The following is a 15,411-nucleotide window of genomic DNA, read 5'->3' on the forward strand; positions in this document are numbered from 1 at the left end:
TTTTGTTTCATTGATTAAATTTCTTAAATGAAACATTGTAATCATAACATAAAAATGGCAAATAAATTAGCAAATAAATAAAAATATTGCTAAAAAATACAAAACTTTAGTCTATTGATATAAAGTTATATTAGTAAATATAATTAATAATCTTAATAAATATAATTTACTTATGGGTTTTTATCATAAATATAACATTTACAAACAATTATTGAGTGAATTTTATACTTTTTTTTCATATCATTACCTACAAAATGCTACAATCACTTTATGAATATACATACCACTCAAGTTAGCCCAGAACTTATTGCAAGTATTGCTAGTATTTCGCTTTCTATGTTTAGAAAGAATTTCTTTGGTGTATTTCACGGAGCAATTTCTGCGCGTGTGGCAAAAAATCGCTTTATTATCAACAAACAACAAGCTATTTTTGATAACCTCAATGCGAATTCTATGATTGCACTTTATCATAGACAAGATTATCGCTGGGACGAAGCTAGCTTACACGCTCCTATACACGCAAGTATTTATGAGCATTTCTCTGAAGCAAAATTCATTGCTTATGCTATGCCACCCTATCTTGTTTCCTACTCTCTCAAATATAATGCCCTTAAACCTCAAGATTATTTTGGCTACAAATTTCTCGCCCCCTGCATTGAAATTTTTGACCCCAAAGATTATGAAACTTGGGAAAAACGAGCAGATACTGATATTCCACGATATTTTAAAGAACACAATCATTCTTTTATGTTAATTAAAGGCTATGGTGTATATGCCTATGCTCGTGACATTTACACACTTGCTAAAGTAATTGCTCTTATTGAAAATTCGTGTAAAATCTTACATTATAATGCAAGTTTGCACGAAAGATGTCAAGATAAATCCCAAATATAATTTTTAAGGATCAGGAATGAATGACTTTGCCCTCCAAAGCCTACAAGAATTTTATAAACTCTGTGAAATTCCTCATTGTAGCTTTCATACGCAAGATATGTTTTCCTATCTTTGCACCACACTCACACACAAAGGCTATGAAGTCCAAAGTGATGAAGCCAAAAACATCTATGCTAAAAAAGGTAACCCAAGTGTCTGCCTCCAAAGTCATTATGATATGGTATGTGTAGGAGATTCTACACAACACAAAGGAATACAAACTATCCAAAAAGATAACTTTTTATGCGCAAAAAATTCTAGCCTTGGTGCAGATAATGGTATTGGTATGGCTTGTATGCTAGCCCAAAATGCTCCTGATATTGAGCTTCTTTTTACCAACGACGAAGAAGTAGGTATGATAGGAGCTAATCATCTTGGACTTAAGATAGAATCTTCCCTTTTGCTCAATCTTGATAGCGAAGATATTAATGAAATTGTTTTAGGTTGCGCTGGCGGAGTAGATATAGAATGTGAGATTGACCTTAAAGCATTTAACAAACCCCTTGCACAACTCACTTCTAACTACCCTCATATTTATCGCATTACAAGTAAAGGCTTTTTGGGAGGACATAGTGGCATTGATATACATAAAAATAAAGAAAATGTCATTACAGAATTTGGTTTTTTCCTTGCCTCGCTTGATGTATATATTCTTATGCTTCAAGCAGGAGAAAAACGCAATTCAATCCCCACAGGATTAGATTCTATAATTGCTTGTGCCACGCCTCTAAATGAAACTTTTACTACACCACAGGGTGCTATTTTTGACATTACGCCAATTAAAGACAATATTACTTCTTATCAATATGCTTACCACAAAAATGCAATTATCCCGCTTATATGCGGTATCCATAGTGGTATATATGCCGCGTCTTCTCAAGGCACACTCTCTTCACTTAATCTCTCACTCCTTGCCCAACAAGAAGAAACGCTTAAACTCATTATGATGGCACGTGCTAATACTGATATACTTTTGCAACGCACAATCAATCGGCTACAAAATAGCGTAGCCTTTCTTAATCCTCATTGCTCTTTGCATACAAGCGGATTTTATAGTCCGTGGGAAAAAAGCATAGATGATAATCACCCGGCACTCACGCTTTTGCAAACACTCTATACATCTCATCATATTACACCCCATATCGCACAAATCCACGCAGGTCTAGAATGTGGAATTCTCAAAAGGCAACTCCTCTCACTTGGCTCACATACAAACCTTGATGTTATTTCTATTGGACCGACAATTCATACTCCACATAGTCTTAATGAATGCCTTGATATGCGCGATTTTGAAATCTTTTGTGCTATTTTGCACGATTTTATTATCTCTTATAAGGGCTTATAATGTTAGCGCAACATATCAATGTCGGAATCATCGGAGTGAGTGGCTATACGGGCTTAGAACTTGTTAAGCTTATTCTTGCTCACCCGATTTTTAAATTAAGCTACATCGCTAATACACAAGGAGAGATACATCTTGATGAGATTCATAAAATGCTCTTCTCTCTTAGTCATCTGCCGGTTTGCAAGGCTGATGCCAAAGAAGCTGTAGATAAATGTGAGCTTATTTTCATTGCCCTGCCGCATAAAAGTGCTATGACTATGGTGCGTGAGATTCTAAGCATTAAGCCAATAAAGATTGTTGATTTATCAGCTGACTACCGCCTCAATGCGAAAAATTATACAGCGCATTATTGCCCTCATATTGATACAGAAAATCTCGCTAGCGCTGTGTATGGATTGCCAGAATATAATCGTGCATTGATACAAAAATCTCATCTTGTGGCAAATCCGGGTTGCTATCCTACTGCTAGTCTTTTGGCTCTGCTCCCTTTTTTGGATTATATTGATAGCTCTTGTGGTGTGTTTATTGATGCCAAAAGTGGTGTGAGTGGAGCAGGAAAAAGCCTTACTGAGAATACACACTTTCCCCACATTAATGAGAATCTCTTTAGCTATTCCCCTCTTACACATCGTCACCAAATAGAAATTGCCGAAAAATGCCAAACTATTGGCGCTAAGGAAATGGATATTGTCTTTGTGCCACACCTTATGCCTATTACACGTGGTATGCTTATAAGCATATTTGCGACACTTCATTCACCACTAAACTCACAAGAAGCATATGAGATACTCCTGAATGCCTATAAAAATGAGGCTTTTGTCCGAATCCGTAAGAGCCCTGTCAGTATTGCCCACGTTGTTGGTAGCCATTTTTGTGATATTTTTGTTGCTACTACGAACAAAAATATTTATATCAACTCTTCAATAGATAATCTTCTACGCGGAGCAAGCTCACAAGCTTTGCTTAATGCTAACCTTATGTGTGGCTTAGATGAGCATTTAGGTGTGCCAAATATACCTTATGGTATTTTTTAGGTTTTATTAATGAATCTAGCTCAAAGAGGTATTTTGCAAAATCAAGATACCAAAGATATTGCAAAAATATGGGAAGAGGCACCTTATATTAAAAATGATGCTGTATTTATTGCAGATGCACATTTTATACCTCCTGATTTTCCCTTACTCTCACAACAAAGCATATCTGCTTCGCGTGCATTACTTGCATACTTTGATTCTCTTTTAGACAATCCTACGCAAATTCCATCACAAATATTTTTAATGGGTGATATTGCACATCTTTTATTAGGGAGTGCAATATCAAGTCAAAAATCAAATGTTTCACTTTTACAATATATAGAATCTTTAAGCCAATATAGTCAAATATGGTGGTTTGAAGGTAATCACGATTTTGGATTATCCGCCTTACAAAATGCTATGCCGCCTTTTTTAAAAAATGTAAGATGTATTCCACGTAGCAATCAACCTCTTGCTTTTAATTATCAACACAATCAAGAAAAGAAAAAAATTTTGCTCGCTCACGGCGATATATTTTTAAATACCAAATATGAACTCTATATCCGCATAATGACTTCCACAATAATGCAATCTCTCATCAAATGCCTTGATGCGATAACTTTGGGTAATCTCTATAAATCCATTATCAAAAAAATTAATCATAAACCCATCAAGGAAGGGAAAATAGACATATCTCGCTTTGCTCCAAAGCGCATTTGTGCTTATGAATCTTATTTATATAAAAATCTCAATTCCTGCGCTTTTGATACACATTCTTCCTCATACTCCGATATTGTTTTTATAGAAGGACATTTTCATATTGGAAAAACCTACGTTGATAGGGCTTTGTATATATCATTGCCTTCATTTTATGTTACTAGAAGTATTTTTAGTATAGAATCCGCCTTAAGCTCAAACCATATTCAAGGAGCATAATTGAAAACAAATGAAACCAATGTAATGAACATTGCAAGCAATGAGATGGAACTTGTAGATTTCAGGCTCTATGAAGATAAAGAAGGAGAAACTTATGAGGGCGTATATGGTATTAATGTCGCCAAAGTAAGTGGCATTGTCATCTATCCTGAGGAAATTTTTGAATCTCCAGGAAGCCCTGATTATTTACTTGGTATGTTTGATTTACGCGGAGAGATAGTGCCACTCATTGATTTAACTTTGTGGATGAATATCAAGCCAAAAGAAGATGCTATAAATGAAAAAAAAGTAATTGTTACAGAATTTAACAACAAACGACTTGGTTTTGTCGTCCATGCAACAAAGCGTCTTAGACGAATAAGTTGGGCAGATATAGAATCTGCTATGTTTAGCTTAAACAATGACAACCAGCGTGGTAAAATCACAGGAACAACGCGCATTGAAGATGGAAGAACTTTGTTAATTTTAGATTTAGAAAGTATTATTGATGATTTAGATTTCCAAATGCCAAATGGTGCTAATGCAGATACAGAAGAGTTTAAGCCAACTAGAAAATTTGAAGGAAGTGTGCTTATTCTTGATGATAGCTCTATTGCCCGCAAACTCTTACATAGCACAATGACTGATATTGGCTTTAATGTTATTGAAGCCATTGATGGACAAGCAGGGTTAGAGCGTTTAGAACAACTCTATGAGCGTTGGGGCAATGACATAACAAATCACCTTAAATTAATTGTTTCAGATGTGGAAATGCCAAAAATGGACGGCTTTCACTTTGCAGCACAAGTTAAAAATGATGCAAGATTCAATAAGATTCCAATCATTTTTAATTCTTCTATTAGTGATAAGTTTAGTTCCACCAAAGGAAAAGAGATAGGAGCTGAAGCTTATTTAGTTAAGTTTGATGCAAAACTATTTTATGATGAAATCACTAGAATTTTATCAAAATAAATAGTAAAATACTTTATTTAATTTCGTGCAAGAGGATTCACAATGGATGATTTACAAGAGATAAAAGAAGACTTCTTAGTAGAAGCCTTTGAAATGATAGAACAACTAGACCAAGATTTGGTAGAGCTTGAGAGCAATCCTGAAGACCTTGATTTACTTAATAGAATCTTTCGGGTAGCTCATACAATCAAAGGTTCAAGCTCATTTTTGAATTTTGATATTCTCACTCGTCTTACACACAATATGGAAGATGTGCTCAATAAAGCTAGACGTGATGAGCTTAAAATCACGCCTGATGTAATGGACGTAGTATTGCACTCCATAGATTTGATGAAAGCACTTCTTGTCGCTATACGTGATAACGGCACTGATGCAAATAGTGGTATTGAAATTGATGACACTGTTGTGCGCCTACAAGCAATTTCTAATGGCGGTGCGCCAACTGCAGAAGATTCACCTGCTCCAGCTCCTCAAGCTCAATCAACCGAATCTGCTCCAGCAGATAGCAATAATCCACTTGCTGACGAACCAGAACTTGATTATTCAAAAATGAGCACCGAAGAGGTAGAAGCAGAAATTGAAAGACTCCTTAAAAAACGTCAAGAAGCGGATAAACAAGCTCGTGCAGCCCAAAAAGCAGGTGGAGCAACTCCAGCTGTGCAAGCTCCCAAAGCCCCTGAAGCACCAAAACCTGCTGCTGCTAAACCTACTGCAAAAGCTGCCCCTAAAAAAGATGGGGGAGGAGAGAAAGCTCCAGCTACAAATGTAGAACAAACCGTGAGAGTAGATGTTAAGCGCTTAGACCACTTAATGAATCTCATTGGTGAACTAGTATTGGGTAAAAACAGATTAATCAAAATTTATGGTGATGTTGAAGAACGATATGATGGAGAGAGATTCCTTGAAGAGCTTAATCAAGTCGTGGCATCTATTTCATCAGTTACCACAGATGTGCAACTTGCAGTGATGAAAACACGTATGCAGCCTGTAGGCAAAGTATTTAATAAATTTCCTCGTATGGTGCGCGACCTTTCACGAGAACTTGGCAAAAATATTGAGCTTGTTATTACAGGTGAAGAAACCGAACTTGACAAATCTATTGTTGAAGAAATTGGTGATCCGCTCGTGCATATTATCCGTAATTCTTGCGACCACGGGATTGAAAAACCAGAAGACCGCGTTGCTGCAGGAAAGCCAGAGGGTGGAACCGTAAATCTCAAAGCTTACAACGAAGGGAATCACATCGTAATTGAAGTAGCAGATGATGGCAAGGGACTCGATGCTGATATGCTTAGACACAAAGCAATTGAAAAAGGTCTTATTAGTGAAAGAGAAGCAGATTCTATGAGCGATAAAGAAGCTTTTGGTATTATCTTCAAACCCGGATTCTCAACTGCAGCAGCAATTACAAACGTTTCAGGGCGTGGTGTAGGAATGGACGTAGTAAAAACAAATATTGAAAAACTCAATGGTATCATTGATATAGAATCCGAAAAAGGCGTGGGCACAACTCAAAAACTTAAAATTCCTCTTACACTTGCAATTACTCAAGCATTACTTGTAGCTGTTCAAGAGGAATATTATGCTATTCCGCTATCTTCAGTTATTGAAACTGTGCGTGTAAGTCAAGATGAGATATACACCGTTGATGGTAAAAGTGTGCTTCGTTTGCGTGATGAAGTGCTCCCAATTGTCCATTTAGCAGATATTTTTAAGGTGAATTTTGTGTTAGAAAGCACCAATGAGGTGTATGTAGTCGTTATCGGTTTGGCAGAACAAAAAATGGGAGTTATTGTAGATTACCTCGTTGGACAAGAAGAAGTGGTTATCAAATCTCTTGGTTACTATCTCAAAGGCACTGAAGGTATTGCTGGAGCAACGGTGCGTGGTGATGGTAAGATTACAATGATTGTTGATGTGGCAGCGATGATGGATATGGCAAAAGAAGTTAAAGTAAATGTTGCAAAACTGATAGATGACACCGCTGAAACAAAAAAGAAAACTTCCCCAAGTGATTATGTAGTGCTAGCTATTGATGATAGCAATACTGATAGGGCGATAATGAAAAAATGTCTCAAAACACTTGGTGTTACAGTTCTTGAGGCAGCAAATGGACAAGATGGATTGGACATTGTTAAAAATGGAGACAAACATCTTGATGCGGTGCTTGTAGATATTGAAATGCCAAAAATGGACGGCTATACTTTCGCATCTGAAGTAAGGAAATATAATAAATTTAAGAATCTCCCTCTGATTGCTGTTACAAGCAGAAATAGCAAAACTGATAGAATGAGAGGTGTAGAATCAGGTATGACAGAATACATCACAAAACCTTACACGCCAGAATATTTAGTTAATGTCGTTCGGCGAAACATCAACCTCACAATAGATGGAGAATAAAATGAGCGAAAATAAATTAAAAGAAGTCCTTGAAAAACAACAGAACAAAGAAAGCGACATTGCTACTGAAGAGACACTCCATATCATAGGCTTTATGGTTGGCAATGAAGAATATGCTGTGCCTATTTTGAATGTAAAGGAAATTGTAAAGCCTATTGAATTCACTCGTGTCCCTGCAGTTCCTGATTATGTGCTTGGTGTATTTAATCTGCGCGGAACGGTTTTACCTCTTATTAATATGCGCTTAAAGTTTGGCTTACCTGCTATTAAACAAGATGCAGATACAAGATACCTTATCATCAACCAACAAGACGAAATGATTGGATTTATGATTGATAAACTCACAGCTGCAGTGCGTATCCCTCAAAGTGATATTGAACCCATTCCAGAATCTTTTAATGAAAATCAAAATCTTTTGCGAGGTATTGGTAAGCGCGAAGATAGACTAATTACTATTTTACGTGTAGAAAATCTTCTCAAACGCACTTTTTGATTCCCCTATTTTGCTCTCCATTTTGAGAGCAAAACACTCAATAACTAACCACCCTTTAAGTTTCCTGCTTTTCCCATTTTCCTTGAATTTATCCCTCACTCATTTGCACACCATAAGCCCTTAAATCATTATGTTTTGGCGTGGAGAGGTAGAGGCAAACATCATTTTGTTTTGCTACTTTTTGTAAATTCTCCCATAAATACCTAAATGCCGCTAAACTTGCATTGCAATCTTCTTGCCCCGCTTCCCCTTGCATTTGCTCTATATAACTCTTAGGCACTTCAAAGCCTAAATGTGCTTCATTTATCGCTCTTACACTTTGCAAACTAAAAATCCCAAACACACCCAAACTAAGCTCTGCTACGCTTTTACTCTCACTTTTTAACTCTTGAAAACTTCTTATAAATTCGCTTGCTTGATGTGGACAAAAAATAGGTTGTGTGATGATTCTATCCACGCCAATGCGCAACTTTTTAGCTAATCGCTCTCTTATTATAGGATTAGTCATATCTATGGGGGTGCCGCTTATAATGCTTATATCGCTGCCTAATGTATCTCTTGTCATTCGAATAAGCTCTATGCCATCTATTTTTTCACTCCCTGCTGTATTTGTATCATCTCCACCAATAAGGGCTACACACGTGAAGTTTGCATATTTTAAGCTTAGGATTTGGGAGAGAATCTGCGTTTTATCTAGCCCTGCCGCACTTATTGTAGGCACAAAGGGCAAATCTATATGCTCACGCAGTATATACGCGCTCAAAATTGCATTTACACTGGCATTTTTACGCACATTTGCAGGGACAAGCACAAAGCCAACATTTTCTTTTAAAAATTCTCTTGCTCCCTCTAACATTGCCTTTAAGTGCTGTATATCTTCGCTTTTTTGATGTGGTAAAAACTCAAATCCAAACATCATCTCTCCATTTTAATCCCAAATTTAATCCCAAACGCTATAATTGTAACATTTTTTGCAAGGACATTAATGATATGAAACTTGTTGTTTTTGATTTTGATTCTACTCTTATGGACGGCGAGACGATTGATATACTTGCCAAAGCGCATAATGTTAGTGACGAAGTTGCAAAAATCACTCACAAAGCGATGAATGGGGAACTTGATTTTTATGAAGCACTTAAAAGTCGTGTAGCGCTCTTAAAAGGATTAAGCCTACAAAAAACCAAAGAGATAGCGCATAATCTACCACTTATGAATGGTGCATTGCCTTGTGTAAAAGCCTTGAAAGCACAAAACTACAAAGTCGTATGCTTTAGCGGAGGATTCCATATTGCAACGGATTATTTTGTAGATATTTTGGGACTTGATGCAAGCTTTGCTAATATTTTGCATCATAAAGATTCTATTCTTACAGGCGAAGTGGGTGGGGAGATGATGTTTAGCGATTCTAAGGGTATAATGCTCCAACGCTTACAGAATCTCCTTAGCCTCACACGCAAAGATACAATTGTGATAGGCGATGGCGCAAATGATTTAAGTATGTTTGCCTATGCCGATGTGCGCATTGCCTTTTGTGCAAAGGAGATTCTTAAAAAAGAGGCAAATATTCTCATTGAGACGCAAGATTTAAGAGAAATTCCTAAAGCTCTCAATATTCCCTTTAAGGAGTAAATATGACGATTTCAATCCTTTGTGGTGGCTCTGGCACGCGTCTTTTCCCCCTATCGCGTGAGCTTTTGCCTAAACAATTTGCTAATCTACTTCCATCTAAAAACGCTCAAACTTCCTCACACTCACTTTTCCAAGAGACACTTTTGCGCAATGATTTTTTACGCAAAAGCCACAAGGGCAAATTCCAAATTATTACCAATGATAATCACTACTTCATCGCGCAAGAACAAGCTCACAAAATTAATATTCCCTTATCAGAATTTATTTTAGAATCTCTTGGCAAAAACACCGCTCCAGCACTTACTTTTGCGGCTCTAAAGTCTTTAGAATCTTTTTCACTCAATCAAAATGAAGATGATATTATTCTTGCGCTGCCAAGCGACCACCTTATCAAAAATACTGCTGATTACGAACAGAGTATATTTCAAGCCATAGAATTAGCACAAAAAGGATTCTTAGTTACTTTTGGGATTAAGCCAAATTGCCCACATACAGGCTATGGCTATATTAAGGCAAAAGATAGCGTTGTAGAAAAATTCATTGAAAAGCCCTCCATTAAAGATGCTAAAGCTTATGTAGAAAATGGCAACTATCTATGGAATAGCGGTATGTTTTGCTTTAAAGCAGAAGTGTTTTTACAAGAGCTTGAAGTGCATAACCCAGAAGTATATAAGCGCTGTAAGCTTACTTTTGAAGCTTCTAAGGAAAGTGAAGCAAAGGATTTTATCCGCTTAGATGCCAAAATGAGTGAAAATTTGCCTGATATTAGCATAGATTACGCATTAATGGAAAAAAGTCAAAAGGTCGCTTGTGTGAGTAGCAATTTTATATGGAATGATATTGGAAGTTTTGAATCTCTCTCTAATGAATATCCCACAGATGAAGCAGAAAATGCAAGTAAAAATACCTTTATTCAAAAAGAATGCAAAAATAATTTTGTCATTTCAGATAAGCTTGTCGCAGGGATTGGGCTAGAGGATTTAATGATTATTGATGAAAACGATTGCCTCTTAATAGCCAAAAAAGGGTATTCTCAACAAGTCAAAGATATTGTGGCTTTGCTAAAAACTACCCACCCTGAACTTACTCAAATTCACAAAACTGCTCATCGCCCTTGGGGAACTTATACAATTTTATTAGAATCTCAAAATTACAAAATCAAGCAAATTGTCGTTAAGCCAAAGGGCAAATTGAGCTTACAAAAACATTATCATCGTAATGAACATTGGATTATTGTAAGCGGTTGTGCCATAATTACACTTGGAGAATCACAAAAATTCCTCAAAGCAAATCAAAGCACTTATATTCCTATGGGTGAGGTGCATAGACTTGAAAATCCCGGAATCCTGCCACTTGTACTCATTGAAGTGCAAATGGGAGAATATTTAGGTGAAGATGACATCGTGCGTTTGAGCGATGATTATCAGCGTAAATAATGATTATAGCCATAGTCGTAGATAGTTATAAAGATAGAAGTAATGGCACTTCTATGACAGCCTTTCGCTTTGCAAGAGCTTTGATCGAAAGAGGACACTGTGTGCGCATAATCACAACAAATCCTACACAAGAAGAAAGCAATGAACAAAGTAGCGGTGAAGAGTTTTATTTTGTCAAAGAAAGATATATTCCAATCGTTACAGAAATCTCTCATAAACAACATATGATTTTTGGTTCACCAGATTCTCACATTTTAGAATCTGCCCTTAAAGGTTGTGATATTGCACATTTTTATTTACCTTTTGCATTAGAAATTGCAGGTGTTCATTTGTGCAGAAAGATGAAGATTCCCTATATAAGTGCTTTTCATCTCCAACCTCAACATATCAGTTATAATATGAATATGAACTTTAAATGGTTTAATGCTTATCTTTTTAGGAGATTCTATAAAGCCTTTTATCGTTACACACATCATATCCACTGCCCAAGTCAGCTTATGGAAGAAGAAATACAAAAGGCAGGGTATGGTGGGAAAAAGTTTGTTATAAGCAATGGATTCCAAATTAATAGAGCGCAATCTTGTGTGAAGCCATTTGATGATACATTTTTTCATATTATTTCAGTGGGAAGATTCTCTAAAGAAAAGCGGCAGGATATTTTGATAAAAGCTATTACTCAAAGTAAATATGCAAACAATATCAAATTACATCTACACGGAATTGGACCAAAAGAGCAATATCTGCGCAAACTCTGCGATAAACTTTTAATCAATCCGCCTGAATTTGGTTTTATTGATAATAATATACTCATTGAAAAACTTAAATGTTGCCATTTGTATGTGCATTCTGCGGAAGTTGAAAGCGAGGCTATTTCTTGCCTAGAGGCAGTTTCTATTGGATTAGTTCCTGTTATTGCTGATTCTAAAATAAGTGCTACTACACAATTTGCTCTTGATGAAAGAAGCTTATTTAAAACAAATAATATAGCGGATTTAAGCGCAAAAATTGACTATTGGGTAGAACACTCTAAAGAACGAGAGCAGATGAAAGAGCAATATGCCAAAAGTGCATCAAAATATGCACTTGAGAAAAGTATTGATAAAATCATTAATATGTATGAAGAAGCTATCACCGATTTTACGACAAATCCTATATTATTTAAAGCCATTAACGCTTGATAAACGTTACACTCTTAAAATTATTTTTTATTTCTACATAAATATTTATATTAAAGCAAGTTTTTTTTAGATAAAATTTGAGGTTTTTAGCATTTGTATCCACATACTATTAGAGAAAGGAAAATTATGGAGCAAACACTCTCAATTATTAAGCCCGATGCTGTCAAAAAAGGTGTGATTGGCAAAATTATAGACCGCTTTGAAAGCAATAATCTCCGCATTTGTGCAATGAAGAAACTTCAACTTACTCGTTGCGATGCAGAAGCTTTTTATGCTATTCATAAAGAACGACCATTTTTTAAGGATTTGGTTGATTTTATGATAAGCGGACCAGTGGTTGTGATGGTGCTTGAAGGCAATAATGCCGTAATGAAAAATCGTGATCTTATGGGTGCAACAAACCCAAAAGAAGCAGAAGCTGGCACGATTCGTGCAGATTTTGCTCAAAGCATTGATGCAAATGCTGTGCACGGAAGTGATAGTCTTGAAAATGCAAAAAATGAAATTGCTTTTTTCTTTAGCACAAGGGAGATTTGCTAATTGAAAATTGCGATGCGAAAAATCTCCCATACTCCTAAAGATATTGCCCTTAATATTGAGGGTGTGAATTTACAAGCGCAGCTTTATCGTATGGATTCTCAAATGCTGTGCCTCAAAGGCAAAATCTACGGGGAAATAGAGCTTGTTTGCGATAATAGTGGAGAAGAGTATATTCACAAACTTGAAAATCCTTTGGTTTTGTATATTTCAGATGGTATCTGGAATGCACAAAGCCAAAGCAAAAAGCTTGATAGTTTTGAAGTTGTTGAGTTTTTTGATGGCTTTATTGATTTACATTATATTTTAGAAAGTGAAATTGAATCTATACGAAGCGATTATCACACCAAAGACTAATTTAAGGAGTAGAAATGGCAGTTCCTAAAAGACGCGTAAGCAAAACCCGAGCAGCAAAAAGACGCTCACACTACAAAATAGCTCTTGCAAAACCCATCAAAGATAAAGATGGAAGCTGGAAAATGCCTCATCATATTAATAAATTTACAGGTAGCTACAAGTAATTTATAACTCAAGGAGTGAAGATGCTAAAAATAGCCATTGATGTTATGGGTGCGGATAATGGGGTAACTCCTATCGTTCAAGGAGTTATACAGGCATTAAAATCACGTGATTTTAATGCTGTCATTATCGGTGATGAGGCGCAAATCGCTCCTCTTGTCCCCCCATATCTTCAATCGCGCGCACAAATCGTGCATTGCACAGATTATATTCGTATGGAAGAATCTGCATCTGCAGCGGCAAAACGCACACAATCTTCTATTTTTAAAACCACCGAACTTCTTAAAAATGGAGATGTAGATGCACTTGTCTCACCTGGACATAGTGGAGCAACAATGAGCCTTGCTACACTTAAAATTGGACGCATCAAAGGTGTATCACGCCCTGCAATATGCACTACTATGCCAAATACTACTGATAAACCGAGTATTATCCTTGATGCAGGAGCAAATACAGACTGCAAACCTGAATACCTCGTAGATTTTGCCATTATGGGTTATGAATATGCAAAAAATGTTATAGGATTTGAGAATCCGCGCGTAGGGCTTTTATCTAATGGTGAAGAAGATAATAAAGGAAATGAGCTTACCAAAGCTACCTTCAAACTCTTAAAAGAATTTAGTTTCTTTAAAGGCAATGTTGAAGGACGTGATATTTTTAATGGAAGTGTTGATGTTATTGTATGTGATGGATTCAGTGGGAATCTCGTGCTAAAGGCAAGTGAAGGGGTAGCGAGTGCTATGTCATCGGTGCTGAAAAAAGATATTAAATCCTGCCTATGTTCAATGTTTGGCGCACTTTTCTTACGCGGAGTATTCAAACGATTAAAGAAAAAAATGGACCATAGTGAATATGGTGGTGCCCCTCTACTCGGTGTGCAAAAAGTTGTCATCATTAGTCACGGAAGTGCTAATGCGCGCGCTATTGAATGCGCTATTTATCAAGCGCTTAATGCCATAGAATCTAATATATGTTCCAAGCTCTCTGATGCTTTTGCAAATAAACCTTCGAGCGCTCAACAATAAGGATTCTCTATGGGCAAAATATATGCTTCACTTAAATCAATTGCTTCTTATATCCCTCCCACCTGCATAAGCAATGTTGATTTTGAAAAAACACTTGATACAAATGATGAGTGGATTACCAAACGCACAGGTATTAAAACGCGTTATTTTGCCTTGCCTTCACAACAAACAAGTGACCTTGCTTATGAAGCAGGTAAAAAAGCAATAGAACGCGCAGGCATCGAACCAAAAGATATTGATGCAGTAATCGTAGCAACTCTAAGCCCTGATTATCTCACAATGCCTAGCACTGCTTGTATTACTTCCTTTAAACTCGGTATTGAAAATAAAGCCGCCTTTGATATTAGTGCGGCGTGTAGTGGATTTGTTTATCTTCTCTCTCTTGCTAAATCTTTTATAGAATCCGGCACTTATAAGCAAATCCTCATCATTGGTGCAGAAAAAACAAGTTCTGTTCTTGATTTTAGCGATAGAAGCACTTGTGTTCTTTTTGGTGATGGGGCTGGAGCGTGTGTTATAGGTAGCACAAATGACGAGAAAGCAGCTATCTTGGGCGTGAATGTAAGTGCAAATGGACGATATCAAGACTTTCTTTGCACTCCACGTGTTCATGCAACCTTTGGCGCTACTCAAGCACAAGAAAAGCAATCATTTATTCAAATGAAAGGCAATGAAACCTTTAAAGTTGCTGTGAAAACGCTTGTATCAGAAGTAAAAGAGATTCTAAATACCCATCACATAAACCCTCAAGATGTATCATTTTTTATTCCTCATCAAGCAAATTTACGTATTATTAATGCAGTGGGAGAGAATCTAAACTTCACTCCAGAACAAATCGTTGTAAGCATACAAAAATATGGTAATACTTCCGCAGCCTCTATTCCTATGGCAATGAATGACCTTTACGAAGAAAAAAAGCTTAAATATGGGGATTTAATGCTACTAGATGCCCTTGGTGGTGGGCTTACTTGGGGTTCAGCACTTGTGCACTTTGGTGGCACAAACTAGGCTTTTTA

Annotated in this window: 16 protein-coding genes; 15 read left to right on the forward strand and 1 reads right to left on the reverse strand. The window is 36.6% G+C overall.

Annotated features, from left to right (window positions below; translation table 11 throughout):
* Positions 1-270: 270 nt before the first annotated feature.
* Genes HH_RS03305 through HH_RS03335 form a run of 7 tightly spaced genes read left to right on the forward strand, consistent with a single transcriptional unit; the run spans position 271 to position 8,071 of the window.
* A complete protein-coding gene (locus HH_RS03305) occupies positions 271-894 on the forward strand; it encodes a class II aldolase and adducin N-terminal domain-containing protein (protein WP_011115509.1) in 624 nt (207 codons plus the stop codon).
* Between the two features lie 16 nt (positions 895-910).
* On the forward strand, positions 911-2,278 hold the full coding sequence (locus HH_RS03310; protein WP_011115510.1) for a M20/M25/M40 family metallo-hydrolase: 1,368 nt from the start codon (positions 911-913) through the stop codon (positions 2,276-2,278).
* Complete coding sequence (argC, locus tag HH_RS03315; protein ID WP_011115511.1) at positions 2,278-3,312, forward strand: N-acetyl-gamma-glutamyl-phosphate reductase; 1,035 nt, start codon at positions 2,278-2,280, stop codon at positions 3,310-3,312. Before HH_RS03310 ends, argC begins: the two co-directional genes overlap by 1 nt.
* Before the next feature lie 9 nt (positions 3,313-3,321).
* A complete protein-coding gene (locus HH_RS03320) occupies positions 3,322-4,227 on the forward strand; it encodes a metallophosphoesterase (RefSeq protein ID WP_011115512.1) in 906 nt (301 codons plus the stop codon).
* 24 nt (positions 4,228-4,251) lie between these two features.
* Positions 4,252-5,178, forward strand: a complete 927-nt coding sequence (locus tag HH_RS03325) for a chemotaxis protein CheV (protein ID WP_041309282.1) — start codon at positions 4,252-4,254, stop codon at positions 5,176-5,178.
* A gap of 42 nt (positions 5,179-5,220) precedes the next feature.
* Positions 5,221-7,578 (forward strand): hybrid sensor histidine kinase/response regulator, encoded by a 2,358-nt coding sequence (locus HH_RS03330; RefSeq protein WP_011115514.1) that lies wholly within the window; start codon positions 5,221-5,223, stop codon positions 7,576-7,578.
* Position 7,579: 1 nt separating this feature from the next.
* On the forward strand, positions 7,580-8,071 hold the full coding sequence (locus tag HH_RS03335) for a chemotaxis protein CheW (protein ID WP_011115515.1): 492 nt from the start codon (positions 7,580-7,582) through the stop codon (positions 8,069-8,071).
* Between the two features lie 88 nt (positions 8,072-8,159).
* On the opposite strand, the gene HH_RS03340 is transcribed toward HH_RS03335, so the two are convergent.
* On the reverse strand, positions 8,160-8,990 hold the full coding sequence (locus HH_RS03340) for a hypothetical protein (protein ID WP_226989505.1): 831 nt from the start codon (positions 8,988-8,990) through the stop codon (positions 8,160-8,162).
* Positions 8,991-9,061: 71 nt separating this feature from the next.
* On the opposite strand from HH_RS03340, the gene serB reads away from it, so the two are divergent.
* The 8 genes from serB (at position 9,062) to HH_RS03380 (ending at position 15,403) form a co-directional block, all read left to right on the forward strand.
* Positions 9,062-9,700 (forward strand): phosphoserine phosphatase SerB, encoded by a 639-nt coding sequence (gene serB / locus HH_RS03345; protein WP_034365298.1) that lies wholly within the window; start codon positions 9,062-9,064, stop codon positions 9,698-9,700.
* A 2-nt stretch (positions 9,701-9,702) separates the two neighbouring features.
* Complete coding sequence (locus HH_RS03350; protein ID WP_011115517.1) at positions 9,703-11,136, forward strand: mannose-1-phosphate guanylyltransferase/mannose-6-phosphate isomerase; 1,434 nt, start codon at positions 9,703-9,705, stop codon at positions 11,134-11,136.
* Positions 11,136-12,314 (forward strand): glycosyltransferase family 4 protein, encoded by a 1,179-nt coding sequence (locus HH_RS03355; RefSeq protein ID WP_011115518.1) that lies wholly within the window; start codon positions 11,136-11,138, stop codon positions 12,312-12,314. The genes HH_RS03350 and HH_RS03355 overlap by 1 nt, the downstream gene beginning before the upstream one ends.
* 126 nt (positions 12,315-12,440) lie before the next feature.
* Positions 12,441-12,854: a nucleoside-diphosphate kinase gene (gene ndk / locus HH_RS03360; protein WP_011115519.1), complete on the forward strand. Its 414-nt coding sequence runs from the start codon at positions 12,441-12,443 to the stop codon at positions 12,852-12,854.
* Positions 12,855-13,208, forward strand: a complete 354-nt coding sequence (locus tag HH_RS03365) for a hypothetical protein (protein ID WP_011115520.1) — start codon at positions 12,855-12,857, stop codon at positions 13,206-13,208.
* 14 nt (positions 13,209-13,222) lie between these two features.
* Positions 13,223-13,372 carry a 50S ribosomal protein L32 gene (gene rpmF / locus HH_RS03370; protein WP_011115521.1) on the forward strand — a complete coding sequence of 50 codons (150 nt, stop codon included), beginning with the start codon at positions 13,223-13,225 and terminating at the stop codon, positions 13,370-13,372.
* 21 nt (positions 13,373-13,393) lie between these two features.
* Positions 13,394-14,395: a phosphate acyltransferase PlsX gene (gene plsX, locus HH_RS03375; protein WP_011115522.1), complete on the forward strand. Its 1,002-nt coding sequence runs from the start codon at positions 13,394-13,396 to the stop codon at positions 14,393-14,395.
* A gap of 9 nt (positions 14,396-14,404) precedes the next feature.
* Positions 14,405-15,403 carry a beta-ketoacyl-ACP synthase III gene (locus tag HH_RS03380; protein WP_011115523.1) on the forward strand — a complete coding sequence of 333 codons (999 nt, stop codon included), beginning with the start codon at positions 14,405-14,407 and terminating at the stop codon, positions 15,401-15,403.
* Positions 15,404-15,411 lie beyond the last annotated feature (8 nt).

This window comes from Helicobacter hepaticus ATCC 51449 (assembly GCF_000007905.1).
Lineage (GTDB): Bacteria > Campylobacterota > Campylobacteria > Campylobacterales > Helicobacteraceae > Helicobacter_C > Helicobacter_C hepaticus.